At 41.9% G+C, this 17,715-nt stretch carries 20 protein-coding genes and 1 pseudogene; 8 read left to right on the forward strand and 13 right to left on the reverse strand.

The features are described from left to right. Positions 1 to 19: 19 nt before the first annotated feature. Positions 20 to 514, reverse strand: a complete 495-nt coding sequence (locus B4F91_RS17975) for a hypothetical protein (RefSeq protein ID WP_004588220.1) — start codon at positions 512 to 514, stop codon at positions 20 to 22. Next, a complete protein-coding gene (locus tag B4F91_RS17980; RefSeq protein ID WP_286936380.1) occupies positions 504 to 1,244 on the reverse strand; it encodes an SURF1 family protein in 741 nt (246 codons plus the stop codon). The genes B4F91_RS17975 and B4F91_RS17980 overlap by 11 nt, the downstream gene beginning before the upstream one ends. Before the next feature lie 14 nt (positions 1,245 to 1,258). Between B4F91_RS17980 and B4F91_RS19420 the strand changes: the two genes are divergently transcribed. Further along, complete coding sequence (locus B4F91_RS19420; protein ID WP_085065488.1) at positions 1,259 to 1,570, forward strand: DUF2909 domain-containing protein; 312 nt, start codon at positions 1,259 to 1,261, stop codon at positions 1,568 to 1,570. Here the strand turns inward: B4F91_RS19420 and B4F91_RS17990 are convergent. The 5 genes from B4F91_RS17990 to lexA form a co-directional block, all read right to left on the reverse strand. Continuing rightward, the gene (locus B4F91_RS17990) at positions 1,470 to 2,345 is read right to left on the reverse strand and encodes a cytochrome c oxidase subunit 3 (protein WP_286936378.1); all 876 of its coding nucleotides are present in this window, start codon (positions 2,343 to 2,345) and stop codon (positions 1,470 to 1,472) included. The genes B4F91_RS19420 and B4F91_RS17990 overlap by 101 nt on opposite strands. A gap of 35 nt (positions 2,346 to 2,380) precedes the next feature. After that, positions 2,381 to 2,911 (reverse strand): cytochrome c oxidase assembly protein, encoded by a 531-nt coding sequence (locus B4F91_RS17995; RefSeq protein WP_004588216.1) that lies wholly within the window; start codon positions 2,909 to 2,911, stop codon positions 2,381 to 2,383. Next, complete coding sequence (gene ctaD, locus B4F91_RS18000) at positions 2,911 to 4,503, reverse strand: cytochrome c oxidase subunit I (RefSeq protein ID WP_273611846.1); 1,593 nt, start codon at positions 4,501 to 4,503, stop codon at positions 2,911 to 2,913. Before ctaD ends, B4F91_RS17995 begins: the two co-directional genes overlap by 1 nt. Next, positions 4,503 to 5,639 carry a cytochrome c oxidase subunit II gene (coxB, locus tag B4F91_RS18005; protein WP_286936374.1) on the reverse strand — a complete coding sequence of 379 codons (1,137 nt, stop codon included), beginning with the start codon at positions 5,637 to 5,639 and terminating at the stop codon, positions 4,503 to 4,505. The genes ctaD and coxB overlap by 1 nt, the downstream gene beginning before the upstream one ends. Positions 5,640 to 6,111: 472 nt before the next feature. Then, positions 6,112 to 6,729 (reverse strand): transcriptional repressor LexA, encoded by a 618-nt coding sequence (lexA, locus tag B4F91_RS18010; protein WP_004588213.1) that lies wholly within the window; start codon positions 6,727 to 6,729, stop codon positions 6,112 to 6,114. Positions 6,730 to 6,906: 177 nt separating this feature from the next. Between lexA and B4F91_RS18015 the strand changes: the two genes are divergently transcribed. Then, a complete protein-coding gene (locus B4F91_RS18015) occupies positions 6,907 to 7,347 on the forward strand; it encodes a PaaI family thioesterase (RefSeq protein ID WP_004589367.1) in 441 nt (146 codons plus the stop codon). Between the two features lie 10 nt (positions 7,348 to 7,357). On the opposite strand, the gene B4F91_RS18020 is transcribed toward B4F91_RS18015, so the two are convergent. Beyond that, positions 7,358 to 7,738 carry a hypothetical protein gene (locus tag B4F91_RS18020; protein WP_004589368.1) on the reverse strand — a complete coding sequence of 127 codons (381 nt, stop codon included), beginning with the start codon at positions 7,736 to 7,738 and terminating at the stop codon, positions 7,358 to 7,360. Positions 7,739 to 7,969: 231 nt separating this feature from the next. On the opposite strand from B4F91_RS18020, the gene B4F91_RS18025 reads away from it, so the two are divergent. Then, positions 7,970 to 8,221: a DUF7218 family protein gene (locus B4F91_RS18025; protein ID WP_029773325.1), complete on the forward strand. Its 252-nt coding sequence runs from the start codon at positions 7,970 to 7,972 to the stop codon at positions 8,219 to 8,221. A 143-nt stretch (positions 8,222 to 8,364) separates the two neighbouring features. Next, entirely contained in the window at positions 8,365 to 9,081 is a 717-nt protein-coding gene (locus B4F91_RS18030; protein ID WP_286936372.1) for a hypothetical protein, read from the forward strand. Here the strand turns inward: B4F91_RS18030 and B4F91_RS18035 are convergent. Continuing rightward, positions 9,056 to 9,406, reverse strand: a complete 351-nt coding sequence (locus tag B4F91_RS18035; protein ID WP_054983318.1) for a VOC family protein — start codon at positions 9,404 to 9,406, stop codon at positions 9,056 to 9,058. The genes B4F91_RS18030 and B4F91_RS18035 overlap by 26 nt on opposite strands. A 125-nt stretch (positions 9,407 to 9,531) precedes the next feature. Here B4F91_RS18035 and B4F91_RS18040 point away from each other — a divergent pair, with 125 nt between their 5' ends. From B4F91_RS18040 to B4F91_RS18050, 3 genes are all read left to right on the forward strand, one after another. After that, positions 9,532 to 10,191 (forward strand): endonuclease, encoded by a 660-nt coding sequence (locus tag B4F91_RS18040; protein WP_286936370.1) that lies wholly within the window; start codon positions 9,532 to 9,534, stop codon positions 10,189 to 10,191. 108 nt (positions 10,192 to 10,299) lie between these two features. Next, a complete protein-coding gene (locus tag B4F91_RS18045; protein ID WP_286936369.1) occupies positions 10,300 to 11,919 on the forward strand; it encodes a S41 family peptidase in 1,620 nt (539 codons plus the stop codon). Further along, a complete protein-coding gene (locus tag B4F91_RS18050; RefSeq protein ID WP_286936367.1) occupies positions 11,919 to 12,287 on the forward strand; it encodes a hypothetical protein in 369 nt (122 codons plus the stop codon). The genes B4F91_RS18045 and B4F91_RS18050 overlap by 1 nt, the downstream gene beginning before the upstream one ends. Before the next feature lie 60 nt (positions 12,288 to 12,347). Here B4F91_RS18050 and hmpA read toward each other — a convergent pair. The 3 genes and pseudogenes from hmpA to B4F91_RS18065 all read right to left on the reverse strand — a co-directional run. Continuing rightward, positions 12,348 to 13,538: pseudogene (hmpA, locus tag B4F91_RS18055) on the reverse strand (NO-inducible flavohemoprotein); the annotation flags it as partial. Positions 13,539 to 13,549: 11 nt separating this feature from the next. After that, complete coding sequence (locus B4F91_RS18060) at positions 13,550 to 14,782, reverse strand: NnrS family protein (protein ID WP_286936366.1); 1,233 nt, start codon at positions 14,780 to 14,782, stop codon at positions 13,550 to 13,552. Further along, positions 14,782 to 15,051, reverse strand: coding sequence for a hypothetical protein (locus B4F91_RS18065; RefSeq protein ID WP_054983355.1), 270 nt, complete (start codon positions 15,049 to 15,051; stop codon positions 14,782 to 14,784). Before B4F91_RS18065 ends, B4F91_RS18060 begins: the two co-directional genes overlap by 1 nt. Positions 15,052 to 15,211: 160 nt before the next feature. Between B4F91_RS18065 and norR the strand changes: the two genes are divergently transcribed. Next, positions 15,212 to 16,768 carry a nitric oxide reductase transcriptional regulator NorR gene (gene norR, locus B4F91_RS18070; protein WP_286936364.1) on the forward strand — a complete coding sequence of 519 codons (1,557 nt, stop codon included), beginning with the start codon at positions 15,212 to 15,214 and terminating at the stop codon, positions 16,766 to 16,768. On the opposite strand, the gene B4F91_RS18075 is transcribed toward norR, so the two are convergent. Continuing rightward, the gene (locus B4F91_RS18075) at positions 16,761 to 17,660 is read right to left on the reverse strand and encodes a LysR family transcriptional regulator (protein ID WP_004589379.1); all 900 of its coding nucleotides are present in this window, start codon (positions 17,658 to 17,660) and stop codon (positions 16,761 to 16,763) included. The genes norR and B4F91_RS18075 overlap by 8 nt on opposite strands. Positions 17,661 to 17,715: the final 55 nt, after the last annotated feature.

The following is a 17,715-nucleotide window of genomic DNA, read 5'->3' on the forward strand; positions in this document are numbered from 1 at the left end:
ATTAACAATGCGCTATTAATTAGCTTGAACGAGAATAATTAAGCAGTTTTTTTAAATCTTTTAATAAACCTTTTTGCACTAAACGGTTTTCTTGTGGCTGCTCTTTAAACGGATACTCAAGCACCACTAACCCCATATGATCGATTAAATATAAGCTAGCGGGCTGCAAATTTTGTTGCGCGTTAAAGGTTTTCCAAGGAATGTTTTTAACTTTTGGTGCCCCCATTACAGCCATATCAACCTTGCCCTGATTTTTTCCTAAGGCGATATATAAGTTATCAAGCGCATTGAGCTGCTCATTGCATGAAGCATTACATTTATTGGAGTAATTAAGCGCAATTGTCCATTGCTTAGGGTTATGCTGCTGCCAGTTTTCAAGCTTTACTTCGTGCTGTAAAAACTCGCCATTATTGGTAATGGCGCTCGGCAACCAGTCTAGTTTTAGCGCACCGTATGCAAGTACTAGCGGTACAGCGCAACATACAACAAACAAAACTAAGGGGTTATTTTTCATTGTTAGTCCTCTTTTTACTGGCAAAAATGGCCACCACTACACAGGCTAAGGCTATTAAAAACCATTGCACTGCATACGCTTGGTGCTTTTGCGGACTCATCACCACCGCTTTATAATGCGGTATAGCTAGCGCATCTCCTGCACCTTGACGATAAGCCATAAAATTAAATAACGATTGATTACTCTGCTCACTTAGCTTTTGTAAATCTATTGATTGAATTCGTTTTTGAAGGTCTTGTTTTGTCGAATTGGTTTGTAAGTTAAAGCTCGTTAAATTTCGCTCTTTTATCTGCGCTTTAAACGTAATATTACGTTTAGGAAGTTGGATGTTAGGTAATTCGCTGCGTGAAATAGGCGCTTTTACCCACCCTAAATTAACGAGTAAAGCGCCACTTGCTTGGCTTGGCTTAAATAACACCAATAAATCGTAACCGACTTGCCCTTGGTAAACTTGGTTATCTAAAAGCCAGTATTGCTGATTTATTATTTTTCCGACAAGCTCAACCACTACACCTGTTTTATTCCACTTTGAAGGCATTGCCTGTAATTGCTGCCAGCTCATTACGCCTTGGGTTTGCATGTTAGCTATAGCTGTTAGCTGTTGCTGCTTTTGCTCAGCCCTTGCTAATTGCCAATACCCTAAACGTACACATACCAGCACCACAGCTACCACAACGCAAAGTGCGATAAATGAGCTAAGCTTTTGTTTACGCCTTAAAATTAACTGCATAAAGGGTCAACCCAGTGATTATTAAAATTATTATTGTGCTGCTGTTACTATTTATACTTTTCAACTTGTTTAGAGCGCTATTTATTATGGTGACCGATAAATCTGGCGGTCGGCCTATGTCGCATTTTTTAGGCCGTCGCGTGCTGTTTTCTGTGGTGGTTTTGGTGATGGTGATAGCCGCTGTAAAACTTGGTTTTATAAAGGCTAATCACTCACCATTAGCCGTTACAACACATACACAAAAACAAATAAACACAGCCACACCACATCAACAAAATGCCAGTACCAAGCCGCTGCTTGAAACGCAAAATGTTTATCTTTCGTAAAGTGGCCTTTTAAAATACGCACAAATACAACAAACAAAATAATGGCGCCAAGGGTCACATGTATGCCATGAAAACCTGTCAGCAAAAAGAATGTATTCCCGTAAATGCCTGCATCTAGTGTTAAGTTTAAGTCGTTGTAGGCATAAATATATTCTTCTACCTGCAATGCTAAAAAGCACACACCCAATAAAATGGTTGCCCCCAGCATCACTTTTAGCGGTTTACGCTTATTGTTTTCAATGGCTACGTGAGCAAAATGCAAAGTAACCGAAGACGCTAATAAAATAAGCGTATTAATAAGGGGTAAGCCTTGCCACCCCATAGCTTGCGTGGTTTCACCTGCTGGTGTGGTTAGTAGTGGCCATACGGCCTCAAAGGTAGGCCAAAGCACCTCGTTGGTCATCGCATTATTCCCAGCGCCGCCAAGCCAAGGCACCGACAGTATGCGGGCGTAAAATAATGCGCCAAAAAAGGCCATAAAAAACATAACTTCAGAGAATATAAACCAGCTCATTCCTTGTCGAAATGAGCGGTCCATTTGCGCTGAATATAAGCCCTGGTCAGACTCGCTAATTACATTTTTAAACCAGCTAATAATCATATACAGCAGCACTGCAATGCCTGCATATAGCAGGTACACACCGCTGCCCCCTTCACTTTCTAAGTTCATGACTGTTAAAGCCGCACCCACTGCAATAAAAAATAACGCCACCGCGCCCACTATGGGCCACGGGCTTTGCTCGGGTACGTAGTAGTTTTCATAATCTTGATTCATGTTACTTGCTCCTAGTTTTACACTAGACATGCAGGCTAGTTATTACTTGCTACTAGCTGCTCACTAATATCAAATACGGTGTACGATAAAGTTAGCTCTTCTACATCGCTCGGCAGTGCGGTATCAACATAAAAAAGCAGCTTAAACTCAAGCTCTTCACCCGCTTTTAGGGGTTGTTGATCAAAGCAAAAGCACGCTATTTTATGTAAGTACTTGGCTGCCTTTCCGGGCGATACAGAAGGCACCGCTTGCATTACTTTATCGATATCACTGGTGTTTTTTGCGCTAAACATTACCTCACGCATGGCACCTGGTTTCACATCAACACTGTATTCTTTAGATTTAACAATAAACGGCGCACCACTTTGAGCATGGGTTGTAAAGCTCACACCTATTTCTCGATTTTGTGCAACCTGTGTACTTTGTTTAGCTTGCTCAAGCGATGGCTTGCCATTAAGCCCAGTTATGTCGCAGAACACGTCATATAAGGGCACTAAGGCAAATGCAAAAGCAAACATACCTATACAAATAAGAATTAGGCGCTTTAATAGCGGTGCATGTGTCATTATTTAATTTCCGGCGGCGTAGAAAAAGTATGATACGGCGCAGGAGAGTCCACTTCCCACTCTAAACCTTCAGCACCATCCCATACTTTTGCAGGGACTTTATCGCCCCCTCGGGCACATTTAATTACCACCGCCACAAAGAGTAACTGCGATAAACCAAAGGCAAACCCACCTATGCTTATGATTGCGTTAAAATCAGCAAACTGCAGGGCGTAATCGGGAATACGGCGCGGCATGCCTGCCAGCCCTACAAAATGCATAGGGAAAAACAATACATTTACGCTTACCAGCGACAACCAAAAGTGCCACTTAGCCAAGGCAATGTTGTACATATTGCCCGTCCACTTAGGCAGCCAATAATAAGCCCCCGCCATAATCGAAAATATTGCCCCCGTAACTAACACGTAATGAAAGTGCGCCACCACAAAGTAAGTATCGTGATACTGAAAATCAGCAGGGGTTATAGCCAACATCAGCCCCGAAAAGCCCCCTAAGGTAAACAGCACAATAAAGGCAATACTAAATAGCATGGGCACTTCAAAACTTATTGACCCTCGCCACATAGTGGCTACCCAGTTAAATACTTTTACCCCTGTAGGCACCGATATCAGCATGGTCGCGTACATAAAAAATAGCTCGCCAGCAACGGGCATACCGGTCGTAAACATATGATGCGCCCACACTATAAAGCTCAGTAATGCAATAGAGGAGGTTGCGTAAACCATTGAGGCATAACCAAATAGTTTTTTACGTGAGAATGTAGGCACTATGGTCGAAATAATACCAAAGGCGGGTAAAATCATGATGTACACTTCGGGATGACCAAAAAACCAAAATATGTGCTGAAACATCACCGGATCGCCGCCGCCTGCCGCATCAAAAAAGCTGGTTCCAAAGTATTTATCGGTGAGCACCATAGTGACCGCTCCGGCCAATACGGGCATAACAGCAATTAATAAAAATGCGGTTATTAGCCATGTCCAAACAAATAATGGTAGCTTCATCCATGTCATGCCTGGGGCACGTAAATTAACAATGGTCACAATAACGTTTATTGCGCCCATAATTGAGCTAATCCCCATAATGTGCACTGCAAACACAAACATTGCGGTGTTGTCGTTACTGTACGTTGTTGAAAGCGGCGCATAGAACGTCCAGCCAAATGCGGGGCCGCCTCCAGGCATTAATAACGATGCCAATAAAATTAAAAAAGCGAAGGGTAAAATCCAAAAGCTCCAGTTGTTCATTCTGGGCAGTGCCATATCTGGCGCGCCAATCATAAGCGGTACCATCCAGTTAGCAAGTCCCGTAAAGGCTGGCATTACAGCACCAAACACCATAATTAAACCGTGTACTGTGGTCATTTGGTTAAAAAAGTGTGGGTCTACCAATTGTAATCCTGGCTGAAATAACTCAGCCCGAATAACCATGGCCATTGCACCACCAATTAAAAACATAGTCAGCGAAAAAATTAAGTACATGCTGCCAATATCTTTATGGTTTGTTGTGTATAACCAACGTTTAAAACCTTTGGCTGGGTGATGGCCGTGGTGAGCGTTATTGGCGTTAGGTTGTTCTACTATGCTACTCATTAGTTCGCCTCCGCATCAAGTGCTGCCTGAATTTCACTAGGTTGGATGACATCACCCGTTTCATTACCCCACGCATTACGTTTATAGGTAATTACCGCTGCAAGTTGTTTAATTGAAAGCTGCTTTGCAAATGCCTGCATTGCAGTTCCTGGGCGGCCATGAATCACTACATCAATGTGATCTTTTATATCACCCAAAACAATGGGGCTGCCTTTTAGCGCAGGAAATACGCCCGGTAAGCCCATACCTGTGGGTTGATGACACGCAGCGCAACTTGCCATATACACTTGCTCACCTAGTGTCATTAGCTCTTCTTTAGGAATTGTTGTCTCAAGCAATGCTGCATCAGCAAGTGCGGCTTTTTGCTTAGCTTGCTTAGCATCTGCAAGCCATGCGTTAAAGTCCTTTTGCGATTTAGCTTCAACCACCACGGGCATAAAACCATGATCTTTACCGCACAGCTCTGCACACTGTCCTCGGTAAATACCTTCTTCGTTAATGTTGGTCCACGTTTCGTTGATAAACCCCGGGTTGGCATCTTTTTTAACGGCAAAATCGGGTACCCACCAAGAGTGAATAACATCATCAGAGGTCATTAAAAAACGCACCTTTTGATTAATTGGCAGTACTAAAGGTTTATCAACCTCAAGTAAGTAATTGGGGTTTTTATTAGCAAGGTTGGCTATTTCGTCTTGAGGGGTAGATAAAATAGAGTAAAACTCTACGTCTTCACCCATATATTCATAATGCCACTTCCACTGTGACCCTGTAATTTTAATGGTTAAGTCGGCCTTACTGGCATCTTCCATCGCAATGAGGGTTTTAGTGGCAGGAATTGCCATGGCAATTAAAATAACAAACGGAATGGCAGTCCAAAGAATTTCTACTTTGGTACTTTCATGAAATTGGGCAGGAACTGCCCCTTTAGATTTACGGTGATGAATCAGTGCCCAAAACATTATTGCGAACACTATCACCCCAATCACACAACATATTAAAAATATGGTCATGTGTAGCTGATATACATTATTACTTATATCGGTTACGCCCTTGCGCATATTGTATTGGCTATTAGCCAGCACTTGCTGCGGGAACATAATCAACACAAGCCACAAGGTAGAGGTCAGTTTACCCATGTGACGGCTCCTTTGATGCTATTGCGAATGCAAAGCGAAGAGGCATACGGCTTAAACGCCAATTCGTTATTTTTATTTTTTAACCAATCTTATTTTTGATTGGTATCGCTAGGACAACAAAAGGTTTGTGTATATTGTGTGTTCTCATAACTAAAAAGCTGTGAGTTATTGTTAGTCCAGCACATTAATGATTAGCTAAAAAACGTACAACAAGCAAGTTTTAGTATAAAAAACAATCAAGTGATATTTTAAAATTGAGTAAATGACGGCGTATTAAATTGTTATTTAACAGCCAAGATACGAGCAAAATTAAGGGATGTAACACGCCTAGGAAGATAAAAGTATGAGTGAAAAAAAGTTTACAGCCTAAATAATTTTAGGGCGCTTTGAGATGGTGGAAGGTCTGTTTTTAAAACAAAAATGCACACTTAAAAGTGCGCATTTATAAATATTACTTAAAAATAGTTAAAAATTACATCCAGTCGGCATTTCTTATTACGCCAACGGCTAACCCTTCAATATTAAAAGATTCGTTTTCAAGGTCTACTTCAATTGGCGTAAACTCTTCGTTTTCGGCGTGTAATAATACTTTTCGGCCTGCTTTTTCTAGGCGTTTTACGGTTACGTCTTCATCTACTCGTGCAACCACAACTTGGCCGTTTTCTGCTGTTTGAGTACGGTGTACGGCAAGTAAGTCGCCATCCATAATACCTATATCTTTCATACTCATACCGTTAACACGCAGTAAAAAGTCGGCGGCTGGTTTAAACATAAGTGGGTCTATTTTACAGTGACTCTCAACATGTTCTTGCGCCAAAATAGGCGAACCCGCTGCAACTCTACCTATTAATGGTAGACCTAGTTGCTCAGGCTCCTCTTCTTCAACCAATTGAATACCACGGCTTGCGCCTGGTTTCATTTTAATAACACCTTTTTTGGCAAGCGCTTTTAAGTGCTCTTCTGCGGCATTGGCACTTTTAAAACCGAGTGTTTGCGCAATTTCGGCACGTGTAGGAGGCATACCAGTGTCTTTAATAAAAACTTTTATTAGTTCGAGTATTTGAGCTTGGCGTTTAGTTAATGGTCGCATACAACTGGTTTTCCATACAGTACATTTAACTGTGAGTATATACAGTTAAATAAAAATCGCAAATTTAAATTGTGCTTTAAAATAGCTAAATACACCGCACCTGGATAAATTTTAGGTAATTACAGACGTTCAGTATTTAAAATGCTATAAATTTGCTTTCAATATAAAGGAGTAATTATGAGTATTTGGCATCAACCCATTACATTAGAGCTTTGCAAACAGTTAGATGAGGGAATAAACGGCCAAGGCACGCTAATGAAAACCATGGGCATAGAAATAACCGAAATAGGAGATGATTACCTGGTGGCTACCATGCCCGCCATTCCTGAGCATCATAATCCTATTGGTATGGTACATGGTGGCGCAAATGTGGTACTTGCCGAAACCGTAGCAAGCTACGCCGCTAACTTTGTAGTGGACTTTACAAAATTTTATTGTGTTGGACAGGAAATTAGCGCCAGCCACTTAAAGGCCTCTCGAAATGGCACTTTAACCGCCGTTACTCGTGCATTTCATATTGGTAAGCGCAGTTCTGTATGGGAAATAAAAATAACCAATAGCCGCGGCGAGCTTTGCTGCGTATCAAAAATGACCGCAGCGGTTGTCGAGCGCAAATAATTAACTATGGCTACTTTTCGATAGGGTAAATCGTTATTTCCATACCAGCGCCAATTGCAGATATACGTAGCAATGTATCTGCATGTAGAGCTTGGTTAAAACACTTAGGCGACGTGCCCGACTCAAAGCCTATATCAAACGTTCTGCGCGAACAGCTTAGCCACTGTTTAAGCGCATTACGTGAACACGACTCTATTAATTCACATAAGTGGTTGATTGCTTTGTCTGGCGTGGTTATATCACCTGAGGCTTCAATACGCGCCAATTGACGATATTCGTCTTTGTCATAATGCAAAACCATCGCGTTTTTCTTTAAGTCTGCCACTAGGGCGCTAATATCTTGTTTAGACTCAAGCTCTAGATCTACATTTAAAAATTGAATTTCCGACATTGTCTGCTTTTTACCCTCTTATAGTTTCATCGCAAACTTTAACGCAGTTTTACTTTTATACCAAATCAACAAAGCGCTAAACATGGCTTTATTCATAGAAAATACCTGTTTAAACGCCATTGGCACCTAATTTGCCTTATAAAACGAGTTAGGCTAGTTACGCTTAATTTTACCGTTTATGTATGAAAGTTATACACACACTGTGTAATTAAACGCTTCAGGAGGACAATTATGGTAGATCATGGCCCGCAAATTAAAAACGACGATCAGTACGATGCGCTTCGAGATGAAGGCATGAGCAAACAAAAAGCCGCGCGCATTGCTAATAGCAATACTCATAAAACCGCAGTTAAAGGCGGCAAAGCCTCAAAGTATGAGCAGCGCACTAAAAAGCAGCTGTACAATAAAGCTAAAGAGCTCGGCATTAGCGGCCGCTCTAAAATGAGTAAACAAGGGCTAATAAATGCCTTACGTGAGCATTAAACACAGCCTCACTGATTTTTTACCGCTCCTTTTTATTATTTTTATAAAGTTAGAGTAAGCTTATGAATAACTGCGACAAAATGCCGCAGTAAAAGCATGGGCTGCTGTAATACACTAACGCTAAAAATAATAAGAAGCACAAAATGAGAAAACAACTATTTAAGCGCGCTCGAAAACTACATAAGTGGCTAGGCTATTTACTTGCCTTACAAATTTTAGCTTGGCTGTTAGGCGGCTTAGTAATGAGCGCGATACCACTTGAATACGTACACGGTAAGCACCTTGCTAAGCGCATACTTACAAACCCATTTACTCAAGCAGACTACCCTACATCACTCGATAATATTACTGCCCAAGTGCCTAACCCCACGCAAATAGTGTTTGAGCACTTTTTAACGACCCCGCTTATTACTGTTATTAATACTGACGAGCAGCAGAGCTTTAATGGTTTAACGGGGCGCCCTTTTCAGCCACCCACTAAAATACAAATTACCGCTAATGCACAAGCGCATTTACTCATCGACGCTAAGCCAATTAACACAACGCTTTTAAAACAAGGCACTCGAGAGGTGGGATACAAAACAAATGTGTGGCAAGTACAATTTAACGACACCTTTAATACCACGCTGTATTTAAATGCAATTAACGGCAAAGTTATCACCGTTCGCAGCACACTATGGCGCATATTCGACTTTTTTTGGATGTTACACATAATGGATTACGACGAGCGAGAAGATTTTAACAACCCGCTTCTCATCAGTTTTGCAGCCACCAGCGTACTATTTTGTTTATGCGGTATTATTTTATTAATACAAAACGTTAGGCTAAAAAAACTTACACGTGTTGGTCAATCAAAATAGGGTTGCCGTCTGGGTCGGTAATAATAAAACTTTTATCACCCACAGGTTCAACCTGGATATGAGCGTTTTGAAAATATTCGCTAAGCGCATCAACATCCTTAAACTCTGTAACGGTTTGTGCGTTTTGATCCCAGCCAGGATTGAAGGTCAGCATGTTTTTATCAAACATACCCGAGAACAAGCCAATTAAATGCTCACCGTTTTTCATCACTAGCCAGTTTTGCTCTATCTCACCTGCAAACTCGCTAAAGCCCAACTTTTCGTAAAACGCTTTTGAGGCTCTAATATCTTTAACTGTTAAACTTATTGAAAAAGCACCTAGCATAGTCATCTCCTCGCTATTTTTATATCAGTATAGAGTGTACTAAGCATTGCGGATTAAAATTTGTTCAGGCTTTATCTTTTAGCAGCAAAACTTTAGACTAGCGCCTCCTGTAGTTCACGTATGTGATGGATATGCTTAAATTTATTTTGGCCTTTGTGGCTTGTTGTATTTGTTTTTCTGCATCGAGTGAAGGATTTACCCGTTTTTCAACGGCTAAAAGGCACTTAATTAAAACCCTACCCGAAAACGCCAAAAGCCTTTACTGCGGCTGCGACATTAAAAAACAAGGTAAAAAGCTAATCCCCGACCCTAGCAACTGTGGTTATATTCCACGTAATACGTTAACTTCCTCTGGCAAGGTTAATGTACGTGCACTGCGTATAGAGTGGGAGCATATAGTGCCGGCGTGGGAATTTGGTCACCAGCTACAATGCTGGCAAAACGGTGGCCGTAAAAACTGTCGCAAGGTCAGTGCTAAATTTAGAAAAATGGAAGCCGATATAAACAATTTAGCCCCTGCTATTGGCGAAATTAACGCAGATCGCTCTAACTATCGCTTTGGTATGCTTAGCGAAAACGCTACCCAATATGGCCGCTGCCAAGTAAAGGTTAATTTTAAACAACGCGTTGTAGAGCCTCCTTTTTATGCCCGTAAGCGCATTGCCGACACCTACGCCTATATGCAAAAAACATACGGCTTAAAAATATCAGACAAACAACAAAAGCTATTTGATGCTTGGCAAAAACAAGCATTTGCAGATAGAAGCAGCGCAAGTAAGCTGTAGCACACCTAAATGTATACACTCATTTACATAATTTAGGGGTTAATACGTTGAATAAATGAGCGGGTGTTGTAGTATTTTAAACAACTTATTTACAAAAAGTAGTTTTGTATGTTTAAAAATAATAAAGCAACACTCGCTATTATTGCTGCACTTTCAAGCCTAACGCTTGTTGGCTGTGGCGGTGGTAGCAGCATGAATGAAACGCCCGACCCAGTCGTCACACCTCCTGCAAGCACAGCCCCAACTTGGACGGCAGGTGTATTTGAGCCATCGGAGGAGTTAAAAAACTTTTGCGAAAACCCACGCACAGGTAACGATCCGTTTAATAATAATGAGCCCTACCCTGACCAAGCCGGTTCGGCCCTTTACGAAAAGCTTTGGCTTCGCTCGTGGAGCGACGAAACCTACCTTTGGTATGATGAAATAGCCGATAACGACCCTGAAAACTTTGCTACAGTGGCCGATTATTTTGCCCAACTAAAAACCGAAGAACTAACCGACTCTGGTGATAAAAAAGATAATTTTCATTTTTCAGAGCCTTCTGAGGACTACTTTCAAGAAGCGCAATCAGGGGTAACCTCAGGCTATGGTATAAATTGGGCATTTATTGGCGACCCAGCTGATAGAATTTTACGTGTTGCCTACCTAGAAGACGACTCACCAGCAAGCCAAATTGGTTTTCAACGTGGTGATACCGTACTTGAAGTTGATGGCGTAAGCATTAATACCAGCACACAAGCAGGCGTAGATACCTTAAACGAAGGCTTATTTAGCCCCACTAATGGCGACTCGCACACCATCGTGGTGCGCAGTAACGATGGCGCTGAAAAAACCTTTAACGTAACTGCCGGCAACATAGAGCAAACACCGGTTCAAAACGTAAAAACCATTACCACTGCAAATGGCACTAGCGTAGGGTACATGCAGTTTAATAGCCATATAGGTATTGCCCAAGAAGGCTTAATTGCTGCCGTTAATAAATTTAAAACCGATAACGTAGAAGAGCTTGTTATCGACTTTAGATATAACGGAGGCGGTTTATTAGCGCTTTCTTCGCAGCTGGCTTACATGGTGGCGGGCAGCGCCAACATTCAAAACCGTATTTATTACCAAACTCAGCAAAACGATAAACAACCGGTAGAGTCGCCTTTTCCGTTTATAGATGAAGAAATTGATTACTCAACTTTTTTTAGCACTGGCGAGAGCCTCCCTGATTTAAACCTATCTAAGGTATATGTGCTTAGTACATCGGGTACGTGTTCAGCATCAGAAGCCTTTATTAATGGCTTAAAAGGCATTGACGCCGAGGTGGTGCTCATTGGCGACACAACCTGTGGTAAACCATACGGTTTTACCCCAACACATAACTGTGGCACCACCTATTACACCATTCAATTTAGCGGTATTAACAGTAAAGGGTTTGGTGAATATGCAGCAGGCTTTACGCCAACGCCTACACCACAGTTTGATGCTGATGTAAAAGGCTGTGTAGTCAGTGACGACTTTGATAATCAATTAGGCGATCCAAACGAAGGGATACTCTCTACTGCGCTTTATCATATTGATAATAACGGCACGTGCCCTGTTAGCACCGCCTCTGCGAGTATTAAAACGCAAGTACAAAGCGCTGCTGGCGATAGCAAGCAGCTATTACCTTTAAACGCACCTAATAACGTTAACCGTGGCAATATGGATTTAACCTGGCCTACGTTAAATAAGGATAAGTAATGGCTAAACTACTGGCAATATTAACCTTATTATTTATTGGAGGCTGTAACAGTATGAGTAATGCCACTGCTAAGCCTGCACTACTTACCGAGGTAAACCCAGGCGTTATAGCCACGCTCCAGCAAGCGATTATAAAAGCAAAGGGCGGCACACTAGTTACACTGGCCGACACCGTTTTTACTAAACGCAGCGAGCTATTATTAAGCCATGGAAATAGTAAAGACTCAAATGGTATGCCCATAATGGGCGCGCATAATATCAAGCCAGAAAAGTTTGTTTTACAAATAATCGGCAAGCAATGCGTGCTTTATTATCCTAAAGAAGATATATCTATTGCGCTTAAAAACGTAAGTTGTAAAGCACAATAAAATACTATTAAAAAGGCACACAGCATTTATGCTGTGTGCCTTTATCGTTTTTCACTTGGTTTATAAGTCTTGATGCGGACCAAACACTTCGTAATGAATATGCTCGTTTTTAACGCCTAGTGCCAGTAACTGGCTTTTCACAAACGCCATAAACCCAGCGGGGCCGCATAGGTAAAAATCGCCATTTTTAAGAGGTAACTGTGTTTTTATGGCAGTTAAGTCCATTAACCCTGTAAAATCAGCCCCTTCACTACTTTGATTAAACCACGTAATAGTTTGCAAGCTGTTATAAGCCGTACTTAATTCATTTAAATAGTGTGCAAACGAGTGCTGCTGCGCATTTTCGCACGCATGTAAATACATAATATTTTGCTTAGGGTTATCGCTTAATAGCGTTTCGAGCATCGCAAGCATTGGGGTTTGCCCTACACCTGCTGAAATAAGTACCGCTGGGTTTTTACTATTTCGTAAAAAGAAATCACCTGCAGGCGGGTATAGTTCAACTACGTCGCCTTGAGCTAGTGAGTGTAAATAATTAGACACCATGCCAGGCTTTGGCTGTAGCTCTTTTTTAACGCTAATACGGTAGTTTTTACCATTGGCTTTTTGTGAAATAGAATACTGGCGAATTTCTTCATATTCAGCGCCCGCTGGTTTAACTTTAATACCTAAATATTGGCCAGGTTTATGGGTAATCACCGCTTTGCCATCAACCGGCGTAAGTGTAAAACTTGTTACGAGTGCTGATTCAACCTGTTTATTGGTTATTTCAAATTGGCGTGTGCCCGCCCAACCACCGCGTGTATTTTTACTGTGCTCATATAAAGCCGCTTCTTCGGTAATACACATATCAGCAAGCAGTGCATATGCTTCACGCCAAGCGTATTCTACATCTGGTGTAAACTGCTCTGGTATTAGCTCTTTTAAGGTGCCAATTAAGTGATCACCAACAATGGGGTAGTGCTCTGGTAAAATATTTAAACTGGTGTGTTTATGGTTAATGCGCGCTAATGCCTCTTTTAACACCGCTAAGTTATCAATGTTTTGAGCGTATGCCGCTAAGGCGTTAAACAAAGCAAATTGCTGGCGCCCAGTGTTTTGGTTGCTCATATTAAAAATATTTTTAAGCTCTGGGTTATGGCTAAATAGTCGCTTATAAAAATGATCGGTCACAACCGTGCCGGCTTGCGCTAATAACGGAACAGTGCTTTTAACAATCTCAATGGTTTTATCAGATAACATAATGTAGTCCTGTAGGTAAACTAACCACGGCGCCCATCAACACGGCGGCGCGTTAATATAGGTGTGCAGTAAATTAAAAATAACAAAAAAGCCACTAACCACAGCAAGGCACTGATCTGCCAAGCAAAGTGTGGCGCAATAATTAAGGGGAGTATGGAGCGAGTAATAGCTGCCACCAGCACAAGCGCAAAAGCAACAGATATATATTTAGGTGTATTAAGCGTACGCCCTGTATGCCCTAGCGATACACGGCTCATCATGGCTAAAATCATCATCCCTATTGTGCCAATAGTGATAAGGTGGAGCGCATCTTTAAAATGTACTTCGCTTGTGTGAAAGCTAAATGCAATCATCATTAAGCCAACACCTAAAGCAGAATAAGAAAAATGCAAAGACCATAATAAAGGCACTTTTAGCACGTTTGCATGCCACCAAAGTTTTGCTCGAATTAAGTGAAGCGCAGCCACTATTGCAACAATGAATGCAGGGCTAATTGAGCTTAAAAATAATTTACTGATAAAAAATAAAGTAATTGCCAATATTGATAAATACAGCAGTGCTTTATCAATTTTAGGAGTGCGTACTTGCTCGCTAAGCGCTAAGCCTTTAGCTGTAAAAAAAGGAATAACCCGCCCTGCTACAATGCCGACCAGTAAGCTGACAACCAGTACCGCAGTGTCAACCACAGCTAATGCAAGCTGCATGTTGTTATTTAAAACAAGGAGTAAATAAAGAGTATTAAGGGCGCACAACACGCTTAAAATAACTAAAAACGGGTAATTATTTTTACTGCGTGCTGTTATTAGCATATTAGCCAGTGCCGTAATTGCCCCAAGCCACCATGCTAGCTGTAGCAAAGTAACAAGCCATAAATTAGCATTAGCAAAATCAGGCAGCTTTATAAAAAATGCTAAACGAGCACTTATCCATACAAAAGTAAGTAGCATAAGTGCTTTGCCACTTATACTTTCAACGCCTGTCCAAGTTTGTGCCGCGGTAAGTAAAAAACCGACTGCTACCACTCCTGCAAAGCCGAACAGCATTTCGTGCGCGTGCCAAAGTGTGGCTGGCATGGTTAAGTGCCAACTAGCATAGCCCGTTAAAATAAGTAGCCAATACCCTATCGATAAAAATGCCAGCAAACCGCCTGCTAAAAAGTAGGGTCTAAATGCAAGCATCCATAACGGCCATTGTGTTACGTGATGAATAGCTATGTGTGCTGGCATTGGCTCTGTTAAATTTAGTGGGCGCATTAGCGTACTTCCTGCCCTAAACCATGTTGCGCAACACAACGCAGCACATAACTAACTTTTAAAATAGCTGCCACTACAATCGTACTAATATGCGCTGATATTTGTACCTGCATCGAAAAGTGCTCTGCGTACGGGTAACTAATTAAAATGCTCACAACCATACAAATAGCGCTAAGCCCTAATACTGCATTAGCAGTAAATAATAGCGATTTAAAAAATGCGCCTAACTCAACCTGGTTGTTTACATTATTTAGTGTAAGTGTGTTCATAACTACCTCAGTAACCATTAACGTTACTTAGCTATTACACATAGCGTGCCAATAAAATAAAACATTAATATTCAGAAAGTTAAATATAAACACTTTACAAATTGAGTCTTTATGACACACTCTAATTTAAATAATAAAAACACAAATAGGTCATTTTGACATGAACCAGCAATTCAACCTTACCCAAGTGGCTTTAGAGCTTGCCCAAAGCACGCTGCACGAGCACAGCTTTGATCAATTATTGGCAACGGTTGAACGTGTAATACCTAGTGATGCCAGTGCATTACTTGTCGTGCAGGGCGAGCAACTTAAGCCCTTAGCCATCAAAGGTCTGATGCCCGACAGCCTTGGCAGGCGCTTTAAAATAGCAGAGCACCCACGATTAGCGGCCATTTGTAGTGCAAGCCACGCATTACAGTTTGCACACGACTGCCCCCTGCCCGACCCATACGACGGCCTGCTGCTGGCCAAAACGGGCGATATTCCTGTGCATGCTTGCTTAGGTTTACCCCTTTACGATAAAAGCACTTTGCTAGGCGTGCTTACATTCGATAGCTTAAACGCAAATGCCTTTAGCAGAATTAGCGCAGATACACTCAGCACCTTACAAACACTGTGCAGTGCGCATTTTAAAACAGCCCTGGAGCTTGCCCATTACAAACACCATGCACAGCATTCAAACGCCCTTGTACAAGCGCTAACGCGTGATGCACTTACTCGCGATGGCGGCGAAATTATTGGCCAAAGCCCTGTAATGCAAACGCTAAAAAATGAAATAAAACTCGTTGCAGCCTCTAATTTTAGTGTATTGGTGTTAGGAGAAACGGGCGTAGGAAAAGAGCTAGTAGCGCGTAATATTCACTTAAATTCTGCCCGAAAAGATCAACCGCTGATTCACTTAAATTGTGCCTCACTCCCCGAAAACCTTGCAGAGAGTGAGTTTTTTGGCCACGCCAAAGGCTCATTTACTGGCGCACAAAATGCCCGCCAAGGTAAGTTTCAGCTAGCTGATGGCGGCACGTTATTTTTAGACGAAATTGGCGAGCTACCATTGGCTATGCAAAGTAAATTATTACGTGTGTTACAAAGTGGTGAAATTCAAACCGTTGGTGAAGACACACCAAAATATGTGGATGTAAGGGTAATAGCAGCCACTAATCGTGATTTAAAACATGAGGTAGCGCAAGGCCGCTTTAGAGCCGATTTATATCACCGGCTAAGTGTTTACCCTATTACCGTGCCGCCACTTAATAAACGCGAGCACGACATAACTTTATTGGCTGGTTATTTTATTGAACAAACTGCCCGTAAATTAGGTATTAAACAATTAAAGCTAAGCACTGAAGCGCAAGTATTGCTCAACCAATACAGTTGGCCTGGTAATGTACGCGAGCTTGAACATGTTATTAGCCGCAGCGCATTAAAGGCTAAGCAAAGCCAGTGGCAAAACCCAATAATAACAATTACAAGCGAGCACTGCGATTTAGCCCAACAACCAAACAACAACGCGCACGTTAGCACGCCAATTACCGCCCACACTGCCCATCATCAGCCTTTAAAACAGGCCGTTGAATCTTTGCAATTTACGGTTATTACCGAGCAATTAAAACAGCATAATTATAATTGGGCAGCTACTGCACGAACCCTTGAACTCGACAGAGCCAACCTAGTTAGGCTTGCCAAACGCTTAGGCATTAAAGTTAAAAAAACTATTTAACGTGTGGCATGTTACTAAAGTAGGTTTTTAATAACGCAGCAAAGGCTTGCACTTTGGCCGTGCGGTGTACTAAATGGTGAGTAACCAACCAAGAGTCAAACTCCCAATGTAATTTGTCGTGCAATATAGGCACTACGTCGGGGTTATTTTCTATAGCGCTTTGATGCAACCCCCCTATGCCTAAGCCTTTAATAACCGCGCGCGCCGCTTCTGAGGTTTCTGATACTCTTAATTTAATTTGCGACTGAGGAATAAACTCATCAACCCAGCTAAAGTAAGGTACACGCGCATTAAATCCCGCAATACCCGATATAAAATTATGCTGCTTTAAGTCATCTAAGGTTTTTGGCATGCCGTGTTTAGCAATATAACGTTTGTGGGCATATAGGCCGGCCGATAGCTTAGCTAAGTGCTGCGCTATATAGTCGCCTTCATCAGGTTTGGGGCCTACACGTATTGCTATATGGGCTTGTCCGTGGTCAAGCCTTAGGCGCTTTTGCTCTAAAATCACTTCTAGCTGCACTTGCGGATGCAATGTTTGAAACTGCTCACACACGTTGCTTAGCATATCCATAAAACCACTTACGGTAGTCAGTAACAAGCTCCCTCTGAGCTCACTATCGGCTGCGGCAATGGCATTATGTAAACCTTCGAGTGAGTTATCTATTGCTTGTGCGGTTTCAAATAATTTTGCCCCGCTTTCGGTTACTTTATATCCGCGCGCATGGCGATGAAACAACCGTACATTTAAGTTTTTCTCTAAGTTATTTATGCGTCTCAACACTGTGCTATGGTGCACACTTAGTGCCTCTGCTGCGGCGGTCAAAGTACCTAGCCTTGCCACTTCAAAGGCAACTTTTACGTCTTGCCAGTCGTCAAATTTTATTGCCACGCTACCCGCCTTCTACTTATGTGCATATACGCACATAAGTGTTGCGTTTATTCGG

It is taken from the genome of Pseudoalteromonas sp. UBA6610, assembly GCF_002433295.1.
Taxonomy (GTDB): Bacteria; Pseudomonadota; Gammaproteobacteria; order Enterobacterales; family Alteromonadaceae; genus Pseudoalteromonas; species Pseudoalteromonas atlantica.

What these genes read in the sequence shown, in the direction of transcription:
- B4F91_RS17975 (WP_004588220.1), bottom strand. Translation starts at nt 514, where the DNA reads ATGAAAAATAACCCCTTAGTTTTGTTTGTTGTATGTTGCGCTGTACCG.
- B4F91_RS17980 (WP_286936380.1), bottom strand. Translation starts at nt 1,244, where the DNA reads ATGCAGTTAATTTTAAGGCGTAAACAAAAGCTTAGCTCATTTATCGCA.
- B4F91_RS17990 (WP_286936378.1), bottom strand. Translation starts at nt 2,345, where the DNA reads ATGAATCAAGATTATGAAAACTACTACGTACCCGAGCAAAGCCCGTGG.
- B4F91_RS17995 (WP_004588216.1), bottom strand. Translation starts at nt 2,911, where the DNA reads ATGACACATGCACCGCTATTAAAGCGCCTAATTCTTATTTGTATAGGT.
- ctaD (WP_273611846.1), bottom strand. Translation starts at nt 4,503, where the DNA reads ATGAGTAGCATAGTAGAACAACCTAACGCCAATAACGCTCACCACGGC.
- coxB (WP_286936374.1), bottom strand. Translation starts at nt 5,639, where the DNA reads ATGGGTAAACTGACCTCTACCTTGTGGCTTGTGTTGATTATGTTCCCG.
- lexA (WP_004588213.1), bottom strand. Translation starts at nt 6,729, where the DNA reads ATGCGACCATTAACTAAACGCCAAGCTCAAATACTCGAACTAATAAAA.
- B4F91_RS18015 (WP_004589367.1), top strand. Translation starts at nt 6,907, where the DNA reads ATGAGTATTTGGCATCAACCCATTACATTAGAGCTTTGCAAACAGTTA.
- B4F91_RS18020 (WP_004589368.1), bottom strand. Translation starts at nt 7,738, where the DNA reads ATGTCGGAAATTCAATTTTTAAATGTAGATCTAGAGCTTGAGTCTAAA.
- B4F91_RS18025 (WP_029773325.1), top strand. Translation starts at nt 7,970, where the DNA reads ATGGTAGATCATGGCCCGCAAATTAAAAACGACGATCAGTACGATGCG.
- B4F91_RS18030 (WP_286936372.1), top strand. Translation starts at nt 8,365, where the DNA reads ATGAGAAAACAACTATTTAAGCGCGCTCGAAAACTACATAAGTGGCTA.
- B4F91_RS18035 (WP_054983318.1), bottom strand. Translation starts at nt 9,406, where the DNA reads ATGCTAGGTGCTTTTTCAATAAGTTTAACAGTTAAAGATATTAGAGCC.
- B4F91_RS18040 (WP_286936370.1), top strand. Translation starts at nt 9,532, where the DNA reads ATGGATATGCTTAAATTTATTTTGGCCTTTGTGGCTTGTTGTATTTGT.
- B4F91_RS18045 (WP_286936369.1), top strand. Translation starts at nt 10,300, where the DNA reads ATGTTTAAAAATAATAAAGCAACACTCGCTATTATTGCTGCACTTTCA.
- B4F91_RS18050 (WP_286936367.1), top strand. Translation starts at nt 11,919, where the DNA reads ATGGCTAAACTACTGGCAATATTAACCTTATTATTTATTGGAGGCTGT.
- B4F91_RS18060 (WP_286936366.1), bottom strand. Translation starts at nt 14,782, where the DNA reads ATGCGCCCACTAAATTTAACAGAGCCAATGCCAGCACACATAGCTATT.
- B4F91_RS18065 (WP_054983355.1), bottom strand. Translation starts at nt 15,051, where the DNA reads ATGAACACACTTACACTAAATAATGTAAACAACCAGGTTGAGTTAGGC.
- norR (WP_286936364.1), top strand. Translation starts at nt 15,212, where the DNA reads ATGAACCAGCAATTCAACCTTACCCAAGTGGCTTTAGAGCTTGCCCAA.